The organism is Thiohalophilus thiocyanatoxydans, from assembly GCF_004366735.1.
GTDB lineage: Bacteria > Pseudomonadota > Gammaproteobacteria > UBA6429 > Thiohalophilaceae > Thiohalophilus > Thiohalophilus thiocyanatoxydans.
Genome location: NZ_SOQX01000008.1, coordinates 112,995 through 132,829, shown reverse-complemented (window position 1 = coordinate 132,829; position 19,835 = coordinate 112,995). Strand labels below are relative to the sequence as shown.

Below are 19,835 nucleotides of genomic sequence, written 5' to 3'. Positions count from 1 at the left end.
ACAACTGGCACCGCCCCCATGCCAGCCTGGATTACAAACCGCCGGTTAGCCGGTTGGGGCTTACCGTGAACAACCTGGTGGGTTTACACAGCTAGCAACTAGCAACTCTCTTGTATCTCCCGCAGTTTGGGCACCTTGAGACCGGCCTCGTCGGCATAAGCCAGGGCGCGGGCCAGCCGTTTGGGGGCGCTGCGGCCGGTACACTGATGATGCAGATCGCCTTCGATCGCCTCGACCATGCCGTCGATCAGTTTATCCCGTTCCAGATGATGCCCGACCAGCCAGGCCTGGATATCCATCACCTCATCGGCGACCTGGCGGGCCAGCTCTTGATGTTGTTCCCACAGTTGTTCCACATCGCCACCGACCACCATGCCGGCGATGTTGGTGGTGAGGATATAAACATTTTTGCGAACCAGTTCGAACTCCATCGCCTCGGGGGTGGCGACTTCCCAGGTCGGGATGTCGAGGGTGGTCAGGGCATTTTCCAGCAGCGGCGCCTGGGGACCGTAAGCGGGAGAAGGGATCAGTACCTTGTAGTCCTGGCCCTTCTTCTTCTCGAACCAGACCGAGATCACCGTCGGGTTGTCGATCTCGTGCTGTTTCCAGTCACCGGGCAACAGCTCGTTTTGCAACAGCCCGAGATGATTTTTCCATGCTGCGGGGAGGCTTTCGAGCGTGGGATGCAGATCGTCTTCGCCGACCGACACCAGGACCAGCCGGGGATCGGGGACGGCCCGGGCGATATTATTCATCTCGGTCTTGCGGGTAACCGGAAAGACCGGATGGCCCAGACGCAACAGACCGCGGGTGAACACGCCGCCCATCTCGCCGATGCCGACGACTATGACAGGATCATTCATGAGGCAGATTCCTTGATTTTTGATTTAGCTTGGTTTATTCCGGATTGTGAGGGGGACAAACTGAAATTGTACCGAGTCGTCGGGACCTTTGACCAGCATCGCGTTTTCAGCCCGTTTGCCGGGCAAGGAGCCGTGAAAGAGTAACAGGGGATGCGGCTATACAGTACTATGGCGCATTACGCCGCTGATACGGTGTTTCTGGCTGGCAGGCGGCGGATAAGTTTGCCATTATCTGTATTATCAATGTGGCAGATTTACCTTATCTTTGGACAGGACAGCCGGCGGTAGAGGACTTGAATAACAAGACACGGATTAATCTTCCCGGTACCCGCGCTTCGGCCGCCCGTATCGCCGCCTATTACGGGTTGTTCAGCATTGCCTGGATTCTGCTCAGCGACCGGTTTGTCTCGCTGGTGGCGGTGGACGCCGAGGCACTGAGCATGTTGCAAAGTGCCAAGGGGCTGATTTTTGTCGGGCTGTCGACCCTGCTGGTTTTCCTGTTGTGTGTGCGTGAGAATTATCGCACTCACCATGCCGCCAGGGCACTCAGCGAAGAACGCCAGCGTCTGGCGGGTATTCTCGAGGGGACCCGCGCGGGTACCTGGGAATGGGATGTGCCCAGCGGGCGCACCGTATTCAACGCGCGCTGGGCCGAGATGATCGGCTACACCCTCGACGAACTGGCTCCCCTCTCTATCGATACCTGGTCGAAACTGACGCATCCTGATGATCTGCGCAAGGCCAGCGCGCTGTTGCAACGCCACTTTGACGGCGAGCTGGACTATTACGAATGCGAATGCCGGATGCGTCACAAGCAGGGCCACTGGGTCTGGATACTGGATCGGGGCCGGCTGCTTTCACGGACGTCCGAGGGTAAACCGTTATTGATGCTGGGGACCCATACCGATATCACCCGGCGAAAACAGTTCGAGGCGGAGATACAGCGTATGAGCCGTCTCTACGCCACCCTCAGTGAAACCAACCAGGCAATCGTCCGGGTCACGGAACAGGGGGTCCTGTTCCAGAAAATCTGTGATATCGCGGTGGAACATGGCGGTTTCAGCCTCGCCTGGGTCGGCTTGCCGAATGAACAGAAACAGCGTATCGAGGTCTGCGCGTCCAGTGGGCAAACCGGCTATCTGGACGGTCTCCATATCGCTATCGATGCCGGGCAGCCCGAAGGTCGCGGCCCGACGGCGCAGGCCTATCTGACGGGAGAACGCCGGATTATCAACGATTTTGCGCAGAGTGAAATAACCTTTCCCTGGCACGAACAGGCCGAACAATTCAATATTCATGCCTCGGCGGCTTTTCCCCTGCGACACAACGGTGCGGTCTTTGGTGTGTTAAGTATTTACGCCAGTGAGCCCGGTTTTTTTCAGCGAAAGGAGATCGAGCTGCTGGAGGAGATGGCCGAGGATATCGGCTTCGGCCTGGAGAACTATCACCGGGTTCTTGATCTGGCCGCCAGCGAAGCCCGCTTTCATGCTATCGCCGACGGTATCAGCGATGCCATTGTTATGGCCGATCCGCAACGAAATATTCAGTGGATTAATTCCGGCTTTGTCGAGATGTTCGGTTATAACCTGGATGAGATTCAGGGCAAACAGAGCAAAGTGCTTTACGAGAATGCTGAAGAGTCTGCCCGGCAAGGACTGCTGCGATACCACCAGAATGCCCATGCCTATGGGGAACGTTATGAGGTCGGTTACCGGCGCAAGACCGGCGAAGTATTCATCGGTGAGACACTTGGTACCGCGCTGCGCAGTGAGGATGGCGAGCTTCTGGGCTATGTCGCGTTGATTCGCGATGTGACGGAGCAGCGGGTGACCGAAGAGCAGTTACGTATTGCCGCCGCCGCTTTTGAAGTGGAAAACGGTATTATGATTACTGACCATCAACAGAAGATAGAACGGGTTAATCATGCATTTACCCGTATCACCGGTTACGAGGCCGATGAGGTGATTGGCAGGGTGCCGACTTTTCTGAAATCAGGGCAGCACAGCCAGGCCTTTTACCAGAAGATGTGGCAAGAGATTAACGAGCACGGATACTGGGAAGGCGAGATCTGGAATCGAAGAAAGAACGGTGATATCTATCCGGAGTGGCTGACCATCAGTGTCGTGAAAAATGAGCAGGACGACGTGACGCATTACATCGGCTCATTTTCCGATATCACCGAGCGCAAGGCCGCAGAGCAACATATCCATCAGCTGGCATTTTATGATCCGCTGACCCAGCTGGCCAACCGACGGTTGTTCGTTGAGCGTATCGAGCATTCGAGATTGACCGGTGAGCGCAGTAATCAGCAGTGCGCGATTTTGATGCTGGATCTGGATAACTTCAAGGTACTGAATGATACCCGGGGGCATCATGCCGGTGATCAATTGCTTGTCGAGGTAGGAAGGCGACTGAAAGAACAGGTGCGCGCGGCGGATACGGTCGCTCGCTTTGGCGGTGATGAATTTGTTGTTCTGTTGGAAGCGTTAAGTTACGACAGGGATACGGCCATTAATATGGCCAGCGACATTGCCGAAAAAATCCAGTTTGAACTGAGCATTCCTTATGACCTTGATGAAGTAAAAGGATACCGGATCACATCCAGTATTGGCGTGGTGCTGTTCCTCGGGCGAGATACAAGCGTGGAAGAGCTGCTTAAACAGACCGATGTGGCGCTGTATGAAGCCAAGTCCGCCGGGCGCAATACCGTGCGTTTCTTTAATCCGGAAATGCAGCACAAGGTGGAGCAGCGAGCCAAACTGGAGACGGCTTTATCCAAGGCACTGGAGCAGAAGGAGTTTTTGCTTTATTACCAGCCCCAGGTCAATCACCACGGCGAGTTGCTGGGCGCCGAAGCCCTGTTGCGCTGGGTTCCGAGTGATACGGGCTTAATGGTTTCACCGGCGGAATTCATCCCCCTGGCCGAGGATACCGGTCTGATCGTGCCGATCGGCTACTGGGTGATTGAGACCGCCTGTCGCCAGTTGCATGACTGGCAGCAACAATCGCCGGACAGGCTGTTTAATCTCGCAGTCAATATCAGCGCCCGGCAATTTCATCAACATGATTTTGTGCAGCGCCTGCAGGAAATTGTTCACAGTACCGGGGTTAATCCGAGCAGTCTGAAGCTGGAGTTGACCGAGACTGTCGTACTGGATGATATCGGTTATGTTATCGATCGTTTGCATGAATTGCGTACGATCGGTATTGGCACCTCGATGGATGATTTTGGTACCGGTTATTCTTCACTGTCTTATCTCAAACGCCTGCCGATGGAGCAGATCAAGATTGATAACTCCTTTGTGCGTGATATCGCTCATTCCGCGCATGACTCGGCGATCGTGCGTGCGATCATTGCCATGGGCCACTCGCTGGGACTCCAGGTCGTTGCCGAAGGAGTCGAGACCGAGGAGCAAAGGGCCTACCTGGAAAAATACCAGTGTGATGTCTATCAGGGTTATCTCTTCGACAAGCCGATGCCGGTTAAAGAGTTCGAAAAGTGGCTGAACTGATTCGGGTTGGTTGACAATACAACCGTTCAGCCTCTTATCACGATCAGCGGGGCAAGCCGTGTCACTTGCCTGGCCAGCCCGGCCCGATCGCTGGCTTCAACCACCTCACTGACATCCTTGCAGGCCCCGGGCCTCTTCGGCGACACCGCGCAGGGAAGGGCTTTTTATAATAATGCTGCGACCGGCCAGTTCATCCACCAGTGCAAGTCCGCGCCACTGGCGGGTGGCCTGGTGGCAGCTCATGGCGCGCCCGGCACCGTGACAGGCGGAACTGAAAGCCTGTTCTTCGCTCTCGCGCGTCCCCGCCAGTATGTAGGGTTCGGTTCGGTGTCTATGAGCCGCCGATCAATAAAAGCGCGTACTGCCCGGCTTGCAGCTCCCCCTCTATCTAACCCGGCTCCGGAATGACTTGATCATTATCAAGGCAGGCCCAACGCCTGACAGGTTGAGATGGCACGGATTTTGGTGCAATAGCTGGATTTAGACCAGTTCTATTGCTATATCAGAAAAACATATGGCGCGATAAAAGCGCTGATATGTTTTAAAGAATAAAACCGGATAGCATGCGAAGAAATTGCTGCTAATTATAAAGGGAGGAAGCGGGATGTCAGGTGAACTGTTGTTTGCCCTGCTGTGCGCAGCGGGGGCAATTGGGTACGGGATATTTTCCACTTTTCGGATTCTGGCGCTGCCGGCCGGCAGTGACGAGGTCAAGCAAATCGCCCTGGCAATCCAGGAAGGGGCTGCGGCCTATCTGAAAAGGCAGTACATGACCATCGGGGTGGTCGGTATACTGCTGCTGGTCGTCATGTGGTTCGCGCTCGGGTGGCTCAGTGCACTCGGCTTTGCTATTGGGGCAATCTTTTCCGGACTGGCGGGCTTTATCGGCATGCATGTGTCGGTACGGGCCAATTCACGAACCGCCGAAGCGGCCCGATCCGGACTGAACGCGGGCCTGCAGGTGGCGTTTCGGGGCGGTGCGGTGACCGGCCTGCTGGTGGTTGGCCTGGGCCTGCTCGGGGTCGCCGGGTTTTACGCGCTGCTGGAGTTTATGACCGAGGCGGGCGAAACCGTCCTGGCTCCGTTGATTGGACTGGCCTTCGGCGGCTCGCTCATCTCGATCTTCGCCCGTCTGGGTGGCGGTATCTTTACCAAGGGCGCTGATGTGGGTGCCGATCTGGTCGGCAAGGTCGAAGCGGGGATCCCCGAGGATGATCCGCGCAATCCGGCGGTCATCGCCGATAACGTCGGCGACAATGTCGGCGACTGCGCCGGCATGGCGGCGGATCTGTTCGAGACCTACGCGGTCACCATCATTGCCACCATGATCCTGGGCAGTTACTGGGCCGGTGGCGACTCGTTACAGGCTACCCTCTATCCACTGGTGCTCGGCGGGGTTTCGATCATCGCTTCGATTATCGGTACCTGGCTGGTGCGGGTCCGCGAGGGCGGCAAGGTAATGAATGCGCTTTACAAGGGGCTAATTACCGCGGGCGTCCTGGCCGGCATCGCCTTTTACCCGGTCACCGAGATGATGTTTCCCGGGAGCAGTGAGGAGACGATCAACGGTCTTTACAGTGCGGCCCTGGTCGGACTGGGCGTGACCGGTATGCTGGTGCTGATCACCGAGTACTATACCGCCACCGACTTTTCCCCCGTACGGCGGGTCGCGGAAGCCTCCACCACCGGTCATGCGACCAACATTATTGCCGGACTGGCCCTGTCGATGCGCTCCACCGCCGGACCGGTGCTGGTGGTCTGCCTGGGGATTTTGCTTGCTCATTATTTTGCCGGGCTTTACGGCATCGCCATCGCCGCGACCTCCATGCTGTCGATGACCGGTATCATCGTGGCCCTGGATGCCTATGGGCCGATCACCGATAACGCCGGCGGTCTGGCGGAAATGTCCAATATGGATCCCGAAGTGCGCAAGGTCACCGATGAGCTGGATGCGGTTGGTAACACCACCAAGGCCGTCACCAAGGGTTATGCGATCGGCTCTGCCGGTCTGGCCGCGCTGGTGCTGTTTACCGACTTCACGCGCGAACTCTCCCACGTTGGCGGGGGGGACATGACGTTTGATCTCTCCAGCCACAAGGTGATTATCGGGCTGTTCATCGGCGGGCTGATCCCGTATCTGTTCGGTGCGCTGGCGATGGAAGCGGTCGGCCGTGCCGCCGGGGCGGTGGTCGTGGACGTGCGTCGCCAGTTCAGGGAGATGCCGGGCATTATGGACGGCACCCAGAAACCGGACTACTCGCTGACCGTGGATATGCTGACCACAGCGGCGATCAAGGAGATGGTGTTACCCTCCCTGCTGCCGGTACTGGTGCCCATCGCGGTCGGCTTTATTCTCGGGCCGCAGGCGCTGGGCGGGCTGCTGGTCGGCTCGATTGTTACCGGTCTGTTCGTCGCGATCTCCATGACCACCGGTGGCGGTGCCTGGGACAACGCCAAAAAGTATATCGAGGACGATCATCATGGCGGCAAGGGTTCCGAGGCGCACAAGGCCTCGGTGACCGGCGACACGGTCGGCGATCCCTACAAGGATACCGCCGGACCGGCGATCAACCCGCTGATCAAGATCATCAATATCGTGGCGTTGTTGATTGTGCCGTTGATCTGATGATGTGGGTAGGCAGGTAATATCACACTTTTATAGCTCACTGTGATGAATAACGCAGAGGGCGCGGAGGCGTTTATGCCCGTTGTTTGGGTGCAAAGACGCAGAGAAATGATTAGAAGATCAATTCCGGGGATTGGTCGAAATAATTATTTTCATCACTTTGCGGCTCGGTGTCTCTGCGAACTCCGCGTTTTAATCCACCTTCCTAAAAGAGGCTACATTAGTTCTCCCAGCGGTTTTCGAAAACCAGCTCTTCAAGAGGGGTTCGTGTTGCCCAGTTTTCCTTCTCCAGCATGGGTTTGTCATAAAATTCTGTTACATATCCAAGGCAGAGGATGGCAATGGGTTCGGCATCTTCGGGCATCTGTAACAGAGAGGCCAGTTTATCGGGTTCGAACAACGAGACCCAGCCCAGGCCGATTCCCTCCGCCCGTGCGGCAAGCCACAGGTTCTGGATGGCGCAGGCGGCCGAGGCGAGATCCATCTGCGGCAGGGTGCGCCGGCCGAAGATATGTTTTTCTCGCTGGCTCATTAACGATACCACCAGCAATTCACCACATTCGAGGATCCCTTCGACCTTGAGGCGCATGAACTCTTCCTGACGCTTGCCGAGCGCTTCAGCGGTGGCGATCCGCTCCTGTTCGACCAGTTGATGAACGCGTTGACGAAGGTCGGGGTCGGTAATGCGAATGAAGCGCCACGATTGCATATAACCGACGCTGGGCGCGTGATGGGCGGCGCGCAACAGTCGTTGCAGCAAGGCCGGGTCGATCGGATCCGGCAGAAAATGGCGCATATCCCGGCGCTGTTCGATTACCCGATAGACTGTTTCGACAGCATCTTGTGAATAGCGATGCGGACTGTCCATTACAGCTCAACGCCCTGCTGGGCGCGGATGCCGGCCTTGAAGGCGTGCTTGATTTCTTTCATTTCCGTCACAGTATCGGCTATCTCGATCAGTTCCGTTCTGGCTCCGCGACCGGTGAGGATGACATGCTGCATGAAGGGTTTGTTGGCCAGTGCGTGTATTACTTCGTCTATCGGGATGTATTTGTATTTCAGAGCTATATTGATTTCATCCAGCAGAACCAGATTGATAGTCGGATCCTGCAGCATGACCTGGGCTTTTTGCCAGGCATGAAGTGCCATTTCGGTATCACGGTTGCGATCCTGTGTCTCCCAGGTAAATCCTTCGCCCATGACGTGATATTGCACTTCGGGAAAACGGCGGAAAAAGGCTTCCTCGCCGGTGGAATAACTTCCTTTGATAAATTGTACCACTCCGACCTGCATGTTGTGACCGAGCGCGCGTGCCACCATGCCGAAGCCGGAACTGCTTTTTCCCTTACCGTTACCGGTGTTGACCAGAATCAGCCCCTTGTCCTGGTCGGCCCGGGCGATCTTTTCGTCCACCACGTTTTTTTTGCGTTCCATGCGTTCTTGGTGACGGGTATTGCGATCGGCTTGTTCGTCTTGTTTATCAGTCATGGCTTTTCCTCATTCATTTCCATTCGTTCTGTCGGCTTTGTAATCGAGCAATTCCCTTCAACAATACCGGGGCCGGGTGCAAAAACAGCTCACCGTCGAGCGTGACGATGCGCACCGGGACTTCGGGCGTCAGCATGTTGCAGTTCTTGGCGATATGGCGCTCGAAGATGAACAGGACTTCCGGTTCAAAACGGTTCAGCAACGCGGTCAGATCCTCGATCTCCTTGCCCGGCTGCAGGTGGCGGATGCGGCGGTGAGTCTCGACCACCTCGAACCCGGCCGTGGTAAACAGATCGTAGAGCCAGGTTTCCCGGCCGAAGGAGTAGGGCTTGCCGCTGCAGGAGGAGAGCAGCAGAGCACGCGTACCTGCCGCCTCCAGCCGGTTGGCCGCCTCACGCCATTGCCGGGCAAACTGTTCTGTCCGGGGTTCTAGGTCCGTTCGGCCGGTCGCCTCAATGATGGTCCGCAGGTTCTGTTCGATCTGCGCCATGCTTTGAAAGCCCTGCAGCCGGTAAGACCGGGCATTTTCCGGTGTGATCGCGGCTTGCTCCTGTGGATCAGTCCAGTCGGAGGTGAACAGGATAGCCGGCTCCAGGCTGGCGATGATTTCGCCGTCCGGATCCATCACCCCGCCGGTGTCCGGCACTTCCAGCTGATCGTAACGACTGGCACCGACGATGCACTGTTTCAGTCCCAGCCACTCCAGGGTATGGGTAATATAGGGCGACTGGCTGATGATCCGGGGGCAGTCCGCGGAGGCGTTGGCCGGCAGGCTCAGGAATAACAGGCCGGCCAGCAGGCTGTAATGCAAGAGTCGGGACATGCGGATCACCGGTTTTTGCCGGGTTGCCACAGCACTTCCTCGCCGTTTTCAAAGCGCGCCAGCACCCGGGCAATGACAAACAGCAGATCGGAGAGTCGATTCAGGTAGATCAGTCCGGCCGGGTTGATCGCCTCAGAGGCGGCCAGCGCCACGGCATCGCGCTCGGCGCGGCGACAGACCGCGCGGGCCAGATGACAGGTGGAGGTGGCAATGCCACCGGCGGGCAGGATGAACTCCTTCAGGTCCGGCAGTTTGTCGTTAAATGCATCCAGCTCGCGTTCCAGCCGTTCGGTATAGGAGCTATCGATGGCTTCGTAACCGGGCACACTCAGCTCGCCACCGAGATCGAACAGATCGTGCTGGATCGCCACCAGACAGTCACGGACTTCCTGCGGGAGATCGTGGGCCAGAATCATGCCGATGAGACTGTTGAGTTCATCCACCGTGCCGAAGGTTCCGACCCGGGGATGCGTCTTGCTGACCCGGCTGCCGTCGCCCAGGCCGGTGGAGCCTTCATCGCCGGTGCGGGTGTAAATTTTGGATAAGCGGTTTCCCATAATTAGATCCTGCTGAGTTGATAAATGACGGGTAATTGAATGGTAATCCCTTTGCCGTCGAGCAACGAGTCCGCGCCTTCGAGACGGGGCAGGTTTTTCAGGGTTTTCAGGGTATTGTCATCCAGTATCCGGTGACCCGAGCTTTCCCGGATGGCGACATCCATGATCTTGCCTTCGCGGTCGAGTTGCACCGAGACGGTGACTTCCCCTTCCCAGCCGCGCCGCCGGGCCATCTCCGGATAATCAAGATGCAGTTTGAGACTCTCCTGCAGACGTGCCTTGACCTGGCTTTGTCGCTGCGCCTGATCAACTGCGTGATCCGCGCTTTGCGGATCAAAACGTGCCGGCTTTGGTGCGGCAGAATTTTCAACAGTCTGTTGCGGGGCCGGCTCGGCGGGTTGTTCGACTGGCGTTGTCTCGGGTTGAGTTTCGGGAGCGGGGTTTCTCTCTCCGCTGTGACTGACTTGCGGTTGGGGGGCAGGTTCCGGTTCCGGTAAGGGGGTGATCGGCTTTGCGCTAACCTCGGGCCTGTCGGCAGAGCCGGTGTCAGCCGCCGGATCGGTTGTCTCACCTTGCGCCAGTTGTACCTGCATGGTGCTGCTCCGGGCGCCCTGTATTGACGGCGAAGAGTGAGGGGCCAGCAAGATCCCGGCATGCACCCCGACCGACAGCATAACAAATGCCATCAGCCGGGAGGAGTGGAACATCCTGTGGTGTACTGATGCCGGGCTGGCCATGGGGGTTAAAAGTGATAGCGAACGCCGGCGTAAGCGGAAAGGCCGGCGGTATTGTAGCCGTACTGGAGTTCATACTCCTCGTCGAGCAGATTATCCACCCGTCCCTCGAACCAGAAGTCGCTGGCGAGCTGGTACTGGCCCGAAAGGTTAACCAGCTGATAGGCATCCAGCCGCTCATCGTCATCCTTTCTTTTTGAGCGATACAACCACTCCACGCCCAGTTGACTGTCGTTTTCAAACTGGCGGGTATAGTTCACAGAGAGTTTTTCCCCGGCGCGGCGATCCAGATCCTCGCCGGTCTCGTCGTCTACCGCGTCCTGCAGGGTCAGCTGGCTTTTCAGCTGCCAGGTTTTGGCCTGGTAGCGATGGACAACCTCGACTCCCTCGATACTGGCCTTGTCGATATTGATGGCCTGGCTGTTGGTGCCCGAATAACTGATCAGATTGTCAATCTCGGTATGGTAGAGACTGATGGACAGTTGCTGGGCCCCGAACTGGCTTTTCGTACCCAGTTCGAACGACTCGGATTCTTCCGGTTCCAGATCGGAGTTTCCGGCGTAGAAACCGCTGTAGCCGGGATGAAACAGGTTATTCGAGCTGGGAGCCTGAAATGCCGTTCCATAAGAGGCAAACAACCGGTGTTGCTCGTTGAGCTGATAGCCCCAGGCCGCCTGGCCGGTGTTGTGGGAGCCGAAGGTCTCGTGGTCATCCACCCGCCCGCTCAGTTGTATATCATGATCACCGGCAAAATATTGCAGCGAGGTAAACAGACCGTTATTGCGAATACTTTCATCGTATACCGTGGCGTCGGTAATGCGGTTGATATTCAGGGTGTCTTCCTCGACCGTACTGATGCCGGCGGTCAGCAGCGCATTGTCCGACAGAGTCAGGTCATGCTTCCAGTCGGCCATGAGACGATTAGTCTGTACAAATGATGATCTGCTGGGTTCGTTGGTCTCATTTTCATCCTTGGCGTAGCCCACGCTTAGCTGTTGTTCCCAATTGGTTGTAGACTGATGAGTGAGACGAAGATCGCCGGTACTGTTCTGGTTATCCTGTGTACCCTGGTCAAAATTGCTTTTACTGTCACTATGCCAGCCCTTGAAAGCGATCTGGGTATCATCATTCAGCCGGTAGTCGAGTTTGCCGCTGACGCTGTTATTGCGATAGGGGTCCTCGTCCGAATTGAAAAAGCTGCTTTTGCTGTTGGTGGCGGAAAATCCATCGGTGTCGCGATGGGTGGCGTTCAGGCTGTAATCGAGATTCCCTTTACTGTCTCCGGTGCCGAACTCGACCAGTCGGCTGTTGTAGCTGCCGCCCTGGACGCGAACATGCGACCCCTTGTTGTCGCGGGTAAAAATCTGGATGACGCCGCCCACGGCATCGGAGCCGTAATGGGCGGCACGGGGGCCACGCACGATTTCAATTCGTTCGATATCGGAAGGGGCCAGATGCGCCCAGGCAAAGGAGCCGGTGGTGGCGGAGCTGGCCCGCACCCCGTCGATCAATACCAGCGTATGATTGCTGTTGGTGCCGCGCATGAACAGACTGGTGCTGCCACCGGGGCCGCCACCGCGGGCCATGTCGATGCCGGCTTCCAGCTGTAGCAGTTGCATCACATCACGGGCCTGGGAGTTGTCGATTTGCTCGCGATCGATGATCGAGGTGCTGGCCAGCGTGTCGTTGGCGCTTTGCAGCGTCCGCGAGGCGGTGACGATAATCGCTTCTTCCTCGGCGGCCTGGGCCGCAGGCAGGACGAAACACGTGGAAAGGGCCGCGATTGCAGCACGGCGGCAGGATACGATTTGCATGTTTAATTCCCCTGTTGGACGCTCACCCGCGTCGTGGTCTTGTGTGGTGCAGGGGAGGGGAATCCGAAAGGCAGGCAATAACAGACCTTCGGCATCGCCCTCCGCGACACATCCGTTATTTCCAGGCCGGTCTCCGGGCTTATGAGCGGAACATTCCTGAGGTTATCGCCTTCCCACATTCATCATGCAGTGGCGCAGTGACAACCTTTTGACTCAATCACCGTTGCGGGGGCAGCGCCGGACTCGTCGCGAACGACTCACCGGCTTCCCGTTTCACCCCGGTACGACTTTACCGGGGCACCTGAAAGTGTGCGGCACATTATCTGGGTATATTTATAAGTGTCAAGCACAAGATATAGATCTCTTTAAAAACAATGATTTATGCTGATTTATTAGATAAACTTATCAACTGTTAATACAAAGGGAGGCCCCCGACCGTGTGCTGAAACAGACCGGAAAAGGGGTTATTACTGGTTAAAGGGTAACCGGTGATGTAATCTGAATAGATTCGAAACGGAATCCAACCATGCAACGTATACTGGTACTCAACTCGAAAGGCGGCTGTGGCAAAACCACTGTGGCCACCAATCTCGCCAGTTTGTATGCCGGTTACGGTTTCACCACCGCGTTGATGGATTACGATCCGCAGGGTTCCAGCATGCGCTGGCACAGCCAGCGCCCCCGCGACAATCCTGTCATCCACGGGGTGCGGGCCTGGCAACGTTCCAGCGGCGCCCAGACCAGTGCCTGGCAGTTACGGCTGCCGCCCCAGACCGAGCGGGTGATCCTGGATGCCCCGGCGGGGGTCAGCGGTCAGCAGCTGGTCAATTACGTGCAGCGCGTCGATACCATCCTGGTGCCGGTGCTGCCGTCACCCATTGATATCCACGCCGCCACCCACTTCATCAAGGACCTGCTGTTGATCGGTAAAGTTCGCACGGCCGGGGTACGGGTCGGAGTGGTCGCCAATCGTGCCAAAAAGAACACCCTCGTCTATCAATCCCTGGAACGTTTTCTCAAATCTCTGCGCCTGCCTCTGCTGGGCACCCTGCGCGATACCCAGCACTACGTCCACGCCGTGGAACGCGGCATTGGCGTACATGAGCTCTGGGACCGCCGTGTCGAGGAAGATCGCCGGCAATGGATTAACATCCTTGAATGGCTGGAGGACGAGCGGGTTGAGATGACGGCGCAGCAGCGGCATGCTCCCTGAACAGGGGCGAGGTGCCAGGGGCTAGTTGCTAGTCGGGTGCGTGCCATGCACCTGGTTCACACGCATACATCTAACACTTTCTCTATCTTATGCCTGTTTTCCTGAAACGTGCTTACGAAGCACCGCATCCCGGGGATGGTTATCGGGTACTGGTGGATCGGCTCTGGCCACGGGGCCGCTCGAAAGCCGATCTGCAAATCGATGAATGGCTTAAAGATCTGGCCCCGTCGGATTCATTGCGCAAGGCGTTCCATGCCGGCGAGTTGAGCTGGGGCGAATTTCGCAATGCCTATCTTGGTGAGCTGAAACTCCATCGGGAAAAACTGCGGCGTCTGGTTCAAATCGCCAGAGGAGGTGGGCTTACCCTGGTGTTTGCCGCGCAGGATGAGAGACACAATAACGCGGTGGTGGTGAAACAGTATTTGAAGATGCTGGGGCCAGCTGACTTGAACTTGCCTTACTGACGTCTTATTTGTAGCCTGGCGCCTATAATCTCGGGAGGAAGCTATGGATACCAATCACACAAACCAGGTCAACATTATTGATATCAAAATGCCATTCTGGTCGATGGTCATTTTTATGGTCAAAGCCTCCATCGCGGCTATTCCGGCATTTATTATTCTAAGTATAATTGGGACGCTAATAATGACGGTGCTGAGCGGTGTGTTCGGTGGTATGGGGCGCTATTAAAACAGCTGCAGCACTGCCTGAAATTTATTGATTCGAGGTTGTGTCACGCAGGCTGTCGCCGGCGTGAGCTGCATGTTTGTTTTGTGTAATACCAGCATGCTCGCGAAAATAGAGTGCGGCCAAGTATGACAGCCATGATAGCACCATTGTCCTGAATTCCCGGGATTGCTGAATCCGGGCGGGGTGAGTGGCAAAAACTTGCAGGATAATGCTAGTCTTGGCGTCAATTAGAGAAAATCACAACCTGATATTCAATTAAAACAACAATCAGCTTCAGAGCCAGGGAGGGTATCGTGCACAAAAAAATCTTGTTCCTGTTTATCATTTTGTTGGCCGGCGTCGGCAGGACGTCTGTGGCGAATGACTCGCTACAGAACGAGCTTCTGCAGCCGAAGTTTGATCTTAATTCTCCCGCGATTGATGTTCCGGGCCTGGGCGCGGACTGGAAGACACAACGTATTGCCCGGCTGGATAAGCAAGTTATCGCAGCGGTTGCCGACGGACGCCGACGTGAGGTTCGTCGCGAGGTCGAACCCAAAATCTCGGCCTTGTTGGCCGGTCTGTGTGCGGGCGAGCCTGACAAGGCGAATCTGCAGCGTCTGTCGGGTGCCGTGCTTGCCGTGCGGTTGCGGCGTGCCTACCACAGCTTTCCCCTGCGTACCGAGCGTGATGAACTGCGCGGCTCGCCCCTGGCGCAAAATGATCTGGCCCTGGGCCGGCATCTGGCCCGGTATGCCGAAGCGCTGGCCGCGGAGGATCACGCGGCGCAAGTTGCGGTATTGCAGGAACTGTTATCCGGCCTGCTGGTGCTCAGTGCCGATCAGGTGGAAACCTTCGCCGAGCGTCTGGGTGAAGTCCTGGAGGCGCATACCCACTCCCTCGCCGATGGTTGTACCGAAACCCGGCGGCAGGCGGCACTGTCCGTGGCCATCAATCCCGCCTTGCTGGTTTTCGATCTGGCCAAGTACCGGGGTTTCAATGCGACACATCGCTGGTTCGAGACGCAGGCGATGCAGTTGCGTGGCTTCCGGCTTCAACCTGCGCGCCTGTATACCTTTGATCCTGTCGCCGGAGTTCTGATCGGTTTCGATGAACCGGCATTGATACTCGACCACATGGATGAGCTGATCGATCCGGAGAATATCGCTTTCGGTCATTGCAGTGTGGGGCAGATGGCCAGCGCCGGCGCCGAGACAGGGCGCTTCGCCTGTACCCTGGGCCCCCAATGCAAACCCGGTGGCGGAAGCGATAAACGCGGCAAAGGCGGTATTTTCGGCTTTGATCTGAGCCGGTTGTTCGGAGGCGGGGGTCAACAGGCCGAGGAAGACGGCCGCCCCGAGCGGTCACCGTTCGGGCTTCCAACCCGCGGCCTGGGGGATAACTGTGTTACCGGCGGCGCCGGTGGGACCTCCGGGGGACAGGCCGGCGGCGGTTCCGGCGGTGGTGGCGCGCCCTTCGGTCGAGGCGGCGGTGGTTTTGCCCAGTGTATGGCCAACGCCGCCTTCGAGAAGGCGATAGCCAATGACCCGGCCCGTTGCATGCTGGCCGCCCAGCAACGTCTGCGCGATGCGCGCAATAACGAGACGATTATTGTCGGTCAGGGCGAGGGCGGACCGGTAATTAAGGGGATTTACGGAAATGACAACTGTACCACGGATCCCCGTATGTCGAGTCCCGGTGGAAATTCCGGCACCAGTAAGCAATCGTCATCATCGAATTTGATGCAACAGCGAATCAACGAAACCATTGAGGATCTGAATCAAAAAGGCAGTGCGGCACGGGCATTTGTACAGGCCTCGACAAAAAAAGAATTGAGCGAGAGTGACTTTATAAGGGTATCCAATGAATTAAAGGATAACTCCCGGGTCTGTGACAGCTGCCTGGATGCGGACACACTGGGTGAAACCGAACCTCGCGAAGGGAAGTGGCGTGAGGCGGAGTTCACGTTTGACGCAGGTAACCATGAGAGTGGGACAAATGAGTGCGATGCGGACTGCTACTTTGAAATGCTGGTTACCGTGTGGCATGAGGCAACCCATGCTGCCGAAAAGCTTGATCGGCCGGAAGACGCCTCTCATGCGGATATAGAATCTTCCGAGGATGCTGCGCACGAAGGCCAGGATGCGGCTGAAAATACTCGTAAACAAGCAGAGGAAATGATTGGGGAGACAAAGGGAGGTGATGGTACAAAAATGCCTGATCCGGGTATGGCACCGGAACCCTGCGGCCCGGTCGCCGATGCATTTCGCGAAATGATGGCCTGTACCTCGGGCCAGGTTGCCGGTATGGACGGCGGGGGGAATCCGATTCCCCATCCCGATGGATCGCAGCCGGACGAAGGCGACCTGGGAGGTAGTCGCGGCAATACCGATGGCAATGTGGACCCGACCGAGGAACAGTGGATTAACGACCAGTACGGTGATAACGCCTTTTCCCGTTGCATGGCTGCCGAAGGTATGACCGTGGTCGGGAACGACGGCCGGGTTTACCAGATTGGCGGCGACAAACAGTCGCGTGAGAGCTGTAGCACCATCACCTGTCGACCGCCCGCCGAACCGACGGTGGTCAATGATATGTGTCGTTGCGTGGTTGAGGGACAACGCGAGCGTATCGGGGCCATCATTGCGCAACATGAGCGAACCCGGCATTGCGGACGAATGATGGTGGATTGTTCCCGCACACCCAATTCCCCTTGCTGCGAGGGCGGTGCGCCCGGGATCCAACCCGATCTGGGGCCTCGCGGACCGGGCGGTGATCCCGAGATATTCAAACCGGATACACGCCGGTTCGATTTTGATGACAAGCTGGAGCCGGGTCGCGATGACGAACCGAAACAGCCTGACGATGACCCGGAACTGTGATCGAACGGCACAGCCGCCGCCCGTGACCGGGTTGCTGCCCGGTGTCGAGTCGGGAGGGTGAGAGGTCAATCAGGCGTAATGGGCCGTTGATTACCCGGCAATGAACAGCGGCTGTGCGTCGGAGGCAACATGCAGGATCGGGTAACCGTACAACACACTCAGTTTCTCCGGCGTCATCAGCGCTTCGCTCGGTCCGCTTTCCACGTTGCCGTCTTCGTGCAGTAACAACACGTGGTCACAGTAACGGGCGGCGAGGTTGGGATCGTGCAGGACCATGACGACACTTTTGTTCCGGGTCGTGCAAAGTTGTTGCAATAATCCCAGTATCTGGTGCTGATGACGCAGATCGAGATGGTTGGCCGGTTCGTCCAGCAGATAGAGTTGCGGTTGTTGTGCCAGCAACGTGGCGATGTAGAGCCGGCGGCGTTCGCCGCCGGATAAGGTTAACAGGTTGCGCTGTTCGAAGCCGGCCAGGTCCACCTGTTGCAAGGTCTCGCGGGCCAGGGCGAGATCCTCTTCGCTTTCCCATTGCCACGCCTTGAGATGGGGGTGGCGCCCGGTGAGGACGGTTTCCAGCGCGGTGCCGGGGAAGGCCTCTTCGTTGGTTTGCAGTAACAGGCCCGCCTGGCGGGCAAACTGTTTGCGCGGGATCTGCTCGATGGCCGTGTCGTCCAGCACAATGCGTCCGCGATAGTCGTGATGCAAGCCGGCCACGGTATGCAGCAGGGTGGTCTTGCCGCTGCCGTTGCTGCCCAGGATCCCCCAGCACTGACCGTCTTCGAGGCTCAGATCAAATGGCTTGCAGAGCGTACGCTGGCCGCGCTGCAGTTGCAGTTGTTCGAGTTGCAGCTTCATTGACGCGAACCCCGATAGAGCAGATACAGAAACAGCGGCACGCCGATAAAGGCGGTCAGGATCCCCACCGGCAACTGCTGCGGCGCCAGCAGGGTGCGGGCGACGGTGTCGGCCAGCAGCAGCAGGCTGGCGCCGAGCAGGGCGGCGGCGGGCAGCAGAATGCGGTGATCGTGGTAGCCGAGCAGCCGGATCAGGTGGGGTATCACCAGGCCGACGAAGCCGATGCTGCCGGCCTGGGTGACGGCGGTGGCGGTCAGCAGCGAGGCGATCACATAGATGATCAGATGCAGGGTCTCGGTGCGGATGCCCAGCGAGCCGGCCACCAGTTCGCCGCGGGTCAGCACGTTGAGCTGGCGGGCCAGCAACAGGCTGGCGAGCAGACCGACCAGCAGTACGATCGTGGGCAGGGCATTGGCGCGGGCGAAGCCGAGATCCCCCATCAGCCAGAACATCATCCGTTGCAGGCTGCTGTCCGGTGACAGGTTGAGGATAAAGCCGATGGCCGCCCCCCAGCCGGCGGCCAGCACCACCCCGGTCAGCAGCAGGCGGTTGCTGTTCCACTGGCCGTGGCCGCGCGACAGCACAAAGACCAGCAGCATCGCCACCAGCGCCCCGACAAAGGCGCTGCCGGTCAGCAAGTTCCCGCTCACCCCGGCCAGCATGGCGAGCAGGGCGGCCACCGAGGCGCCGCCGGAGATGCCCAGTATATAAGGATCGGCCAGCGGATTGCGCACCAGCACCTGCATCAGGCAGCCGGCCACCGCCAGCAGGGCGCCGGTGGTCAGGGCGGCCAGGCTGCGCGGCAGGCGCAGCTCGCGCACCAGTTGCGTGGCCGTGCTCCCGTCCGGGGCCCATAACGCGGCCCAGACCTGCCCTACGTCCAGCGCCATGCTGCCGTGGGTCAGGGAGATGGCCAGACTGACCAGGCTCAACAGCAGCAGGGACAGCAGCAGGAATCCCGGGGTGCGCGTCATGATCCGGATGACTCGCGCAGGCTGATGATGGGCCAGCCGCGCGCGGCGGCATGGTCGGCCAGGGTCTCGTCGGGGTCCACCGCCACCGGGCGGGTCACCCGCTCCAGCAGCGGCAGATCGTTGCGCGAGTCGCTGTAAAACCAGCTGTCGGCCAGGTTCTGGCCGGTCTGTTTGAGCCACTGCTCCAGCCGCTCGACCTTGCCCTCGCGAAAACAGGGGATGCCGCTGACCCGGCCGGTGTAACGCCCGGCGATCTGCTCCGGATCGGTGGCCAGCAGGTCATCGACCCCCAACTCTTCGGCGATGGGGGCGGTGATAAACCGGTTGGTGGCGGTGATGATCAGCAGAAAATCACCCTCTGCCCGGTGTCGGGCGAGCAGCTCCCGCGCGGGCGCGGTGATACGCGGGCGGATCGCCTGTTCCATGAAGCGGCGGTGCAGCTCGGCCAGCTCCGGCGGCGGGATTTCGCTGAGCGGTTTGAGGCTGAAGGCGAGAAACTCCTGGATATCGAGCTGACCGCGGCGGTACTCCTCGTAGAAGCGGTGGTTCTCCCGCTCGTAGCTATCGCCGTCGACCCGGCCCTGTGCCACCAGAAACCGGCCCCACAGATAGTCGCTGTCGCCGTCGAGCAGGGTATTGTCCAGGTCAAAGATTGCCAGCGCCACGCGGGTTGCCTCCATGATTCGGGGTTGCACAAAAGGGGGCATGATAACCCAAACCGCCCCCGGCGCGACGAGCAACCGCGTGCCTCTGTTCGGGAAGCTGGCTGCCCCGGGCCTCTATGAGCCGTCACTGAATTACTCAATACCTTGAAAAATAGAGCAT

General features: G+C 58.1%; 16 protein-coding genes, 1 pseudogene and 1 riboswitch. Of the genes and pseudogenes, 6 read left to right on the top strand and 11 right to left on the bottom strand.

Annotated features, from left to right (window positions below):
* Nucleotides 1–98: 98 nt before the first annotated feature.
* Complete coding sequence (locus tag EDC23_RS12780; protein WP_134085132.1) at nt 99–863, bottom strand: hypothetical protein; 765 nt, start codon at nt 861–863, stop codon at nt 99–101.
* A 293-nt stretch (nt 864–1,156) separates the two neighbouring features.
* Between EDC23_RS12780 and EDC23_RS12775 the strand changes: the two genes are divergently transcribed.
* On the top strand, nt 1,157–4,375 hold the full coding sequence (locus EDC23_RS12775; RefSeq protein WP_134085130.1) for a sensor domain-containing phosphodiesterase: 3,219 nt from the start codon (nt 1,157–1,159) through the stop codon (nt 4,373–4,375).
* Between the two features lie 26 nt (nt 4,376–4,401).
* On the opposite strand, the pseudogene EDC23_RS12770 reads toward EDC23_RS12775, so the two are convergent.
* A pseudogene (locus tag EDC23_RS12770) lies at nt 4,402–4,699 on the bottom strand (RtcB family protein); the annotation flags it as partial.
* Between the two features lie 280 nt (nt 4,700–4,979).
* On the opposite strand from EDC23_RS12770, the gene EDC23_RS12765 reads away from it, so the two are divergent.
* Entirely contained in the window at nt 4,980–7,001 is a 2,022-nt protein-coding gene (locus EDC23_RS12765) for a sodium-translocating pyrophosphatase (protein ID WP_134085129.1), read from the top strand.
* A gap of 220 nt (nt 7,002–7,221) precedes the next feature.
* On the opposite strand, the gene bluB is transcribed toward EDC23_RS12765, so the two are convergent.
* Genes bluB through EDC23_RS12735 form a run of 6 tightly spaced genes read right to left on the bottom strand, consistent with a single transcriptional unit; the run spans nt 7,222 to nt 12,417 of the window.
* Entirely contained in the window at nt 7,222–7,869 is a 648-nt protein-coding gene (gene bluB, locus EDC23_RS12760; RefSeq protein WP_134085128.1) for a 5,6-dimethylbenzimidazole synthase, read from the bottom strand.
* A complete protein-coding gene (gene cobO / locus EDC23_RS12755) occupies nt 7,869–8,489 on the bottom strand; it encodes a cob(I)yrinic acid a,c-diamide adenosyltransferase (protein WP_134085127.1) in 621 nt (206 codons plus the stop codon). Before cobO ends, bluB begins: the two co-directional genes overlap by 1 nt.
* Nucleotides 8,490–8,502: 13 nt before the next feature.
* Nucleotides 8,503–9,312, bottom strand: a complete 810-nt coding sequence (locus EDC23_RS12750) for an ABC transporter substrate-binding protein (protein WP_134085126.1) — start codon at nt 9,310–9,312, stop codon at nt 8,503–8,505.
* A gap of 5 nt (nt 9,313–9,317) precedes the next feature.
* Entirely contained in the window at nt 9,318–9,869 is a 552-nt protein-coding gene (locus EDC23_RS12745; RefSeq protein ID WP_134085125.1) for a cob(I)yrinic acid a,c-diamide adenosyltransferase, read from the bottom strand.
* Nucleotides 9,870–9,871: 2 nt separating this feature from the next.
* On the bottom strand, nt 9,872–10,555 hold the full coding sequence (locus EDC23_RS12740) for an energy transducer TonB (RefSeq protein WP_208321379.1): 684 nt from the start codon (nt 10,553–10,555) through the stop codon (nt 9,872–9,874).
* A gap of 56 nt (nt 10,556–10,611) precedes the next feature.
* On the bottom strand, nt 10,612–12,417 hold the full coding sequence (locus EDC23_RS12735; protein ID WP_134085122.1) for a TonB-dependent receptor domain-containing protein: 1,806 nt from the start codon (nt 12,415–12,417) through the stop codon (nt 10,612–10,614).
* Nucleotides 12,418–12,524: 107 nt separating this feature from the next.
* A riboswitch (cobalamin riboswitch) is annotated at nt 12,525–12,737 on the bottom strand.
* Between the two features lie 206 nt (nt 12,738–12,943).
* Between EDC23_RS12735 and EDC23_RS12730 the strand changes: the two genes are divergently transcribed.
* From EDC23_RS12730 to EDC23_RS12715, 4 genes are all read left to right on the top strand, one after another.
* Entirely contained in the window at nt 12,944–13,630 is a 687-nt protein-coding gene (locus tag EDC23_RS12730; protein WP_134085121.1) for a nucleotide-binding protein, read from the top strand.
* Nucleotides 13,631–13,719: 89 nt separating this feature from the next.
* On the top strand, nt 13,720–14,094 hold the full coding sequence (locus tag EDC23_RS12725) for a DUF488 domain-containing protein (protein WP_134085120.1): 375 nt from the start codon (nt 13,720–13,722) through the stop codon (nt 14,092–14,094).
* 43 nt (nt 14,095–14,137) lie between these two features.
* A complete protein-coding gene (locus EDC23_RS12720; RefSeq protein ID WP_134085118.1) occupies nt 14,138–14,320 on the top strand; it encodes a hypothetical protein in 183 nt (60 codons plus the stop codon).
* 293 nt (nt 14,321–14,613) lie between these two features.
* Complete coding sequence (locus EDC23_RS12715) at nt 14,614–17,181, top strand: hypothetical protein (protein WP_134085117.1); 2,568 nt, start codon at nt 14,614–14,616, stop codon at nt 17,179–17,181.
* Between the two features lie 90 nt (nt 17,182–17,271).
* Here the strand turns inward: EDC23_RS12715 and EDC23_RS12710 are convergent, their stop codons facing one another.
* From EDC23_RS12710 to EDC23_RS12700, 3 genes are read right to left on the bottom strand one after another with little or no spacing between them, the layout of a single operon-like run.
* Nucleotides 17,272–18,036, bottom strand: coding sequence for an ABC transporter ATP-binding protein (locus EDC23_RS12710; RefSeq protein ID WP_134085116.1), 765 nt, complete (start codon nt 18,034–18,036; stop codon nt 17,272–17,274).
* Nucleotides 18,033–19,010 (bottom strand): FecCD family ABC transporter permease, encoded by a 978-nt coding sequence (locus EDC23_RS12705; RefSeq protein ID WP_134085115.1) that lies wholly within the window; start codon nt 19,008–19,010, stop codon nt 18,033–18,035. The genes EDC23_RS12710 and EDC23_RS12705 overlap by 4 nt, the downstream gene beginning before the upstream one ends.
* The gene (locus tag EDC23_RS12700) at nt 19,007–19,675 is read right to left on the bottom strand and encodes a histidinol-phosphatase (protein WP_134085139.1); all 669 of its coding nucleotides are present in this window, start codon (nt 19,673–19,675) and stop codon (nt 19,007–19,009) included. Before EDC23_RS12700 ends, EDC23_RS12705 begins: the two co-directional genes overlap by 4 nt.
* Nucleotides 19,676–19,835: the final 160 nt, after the last annotated feature.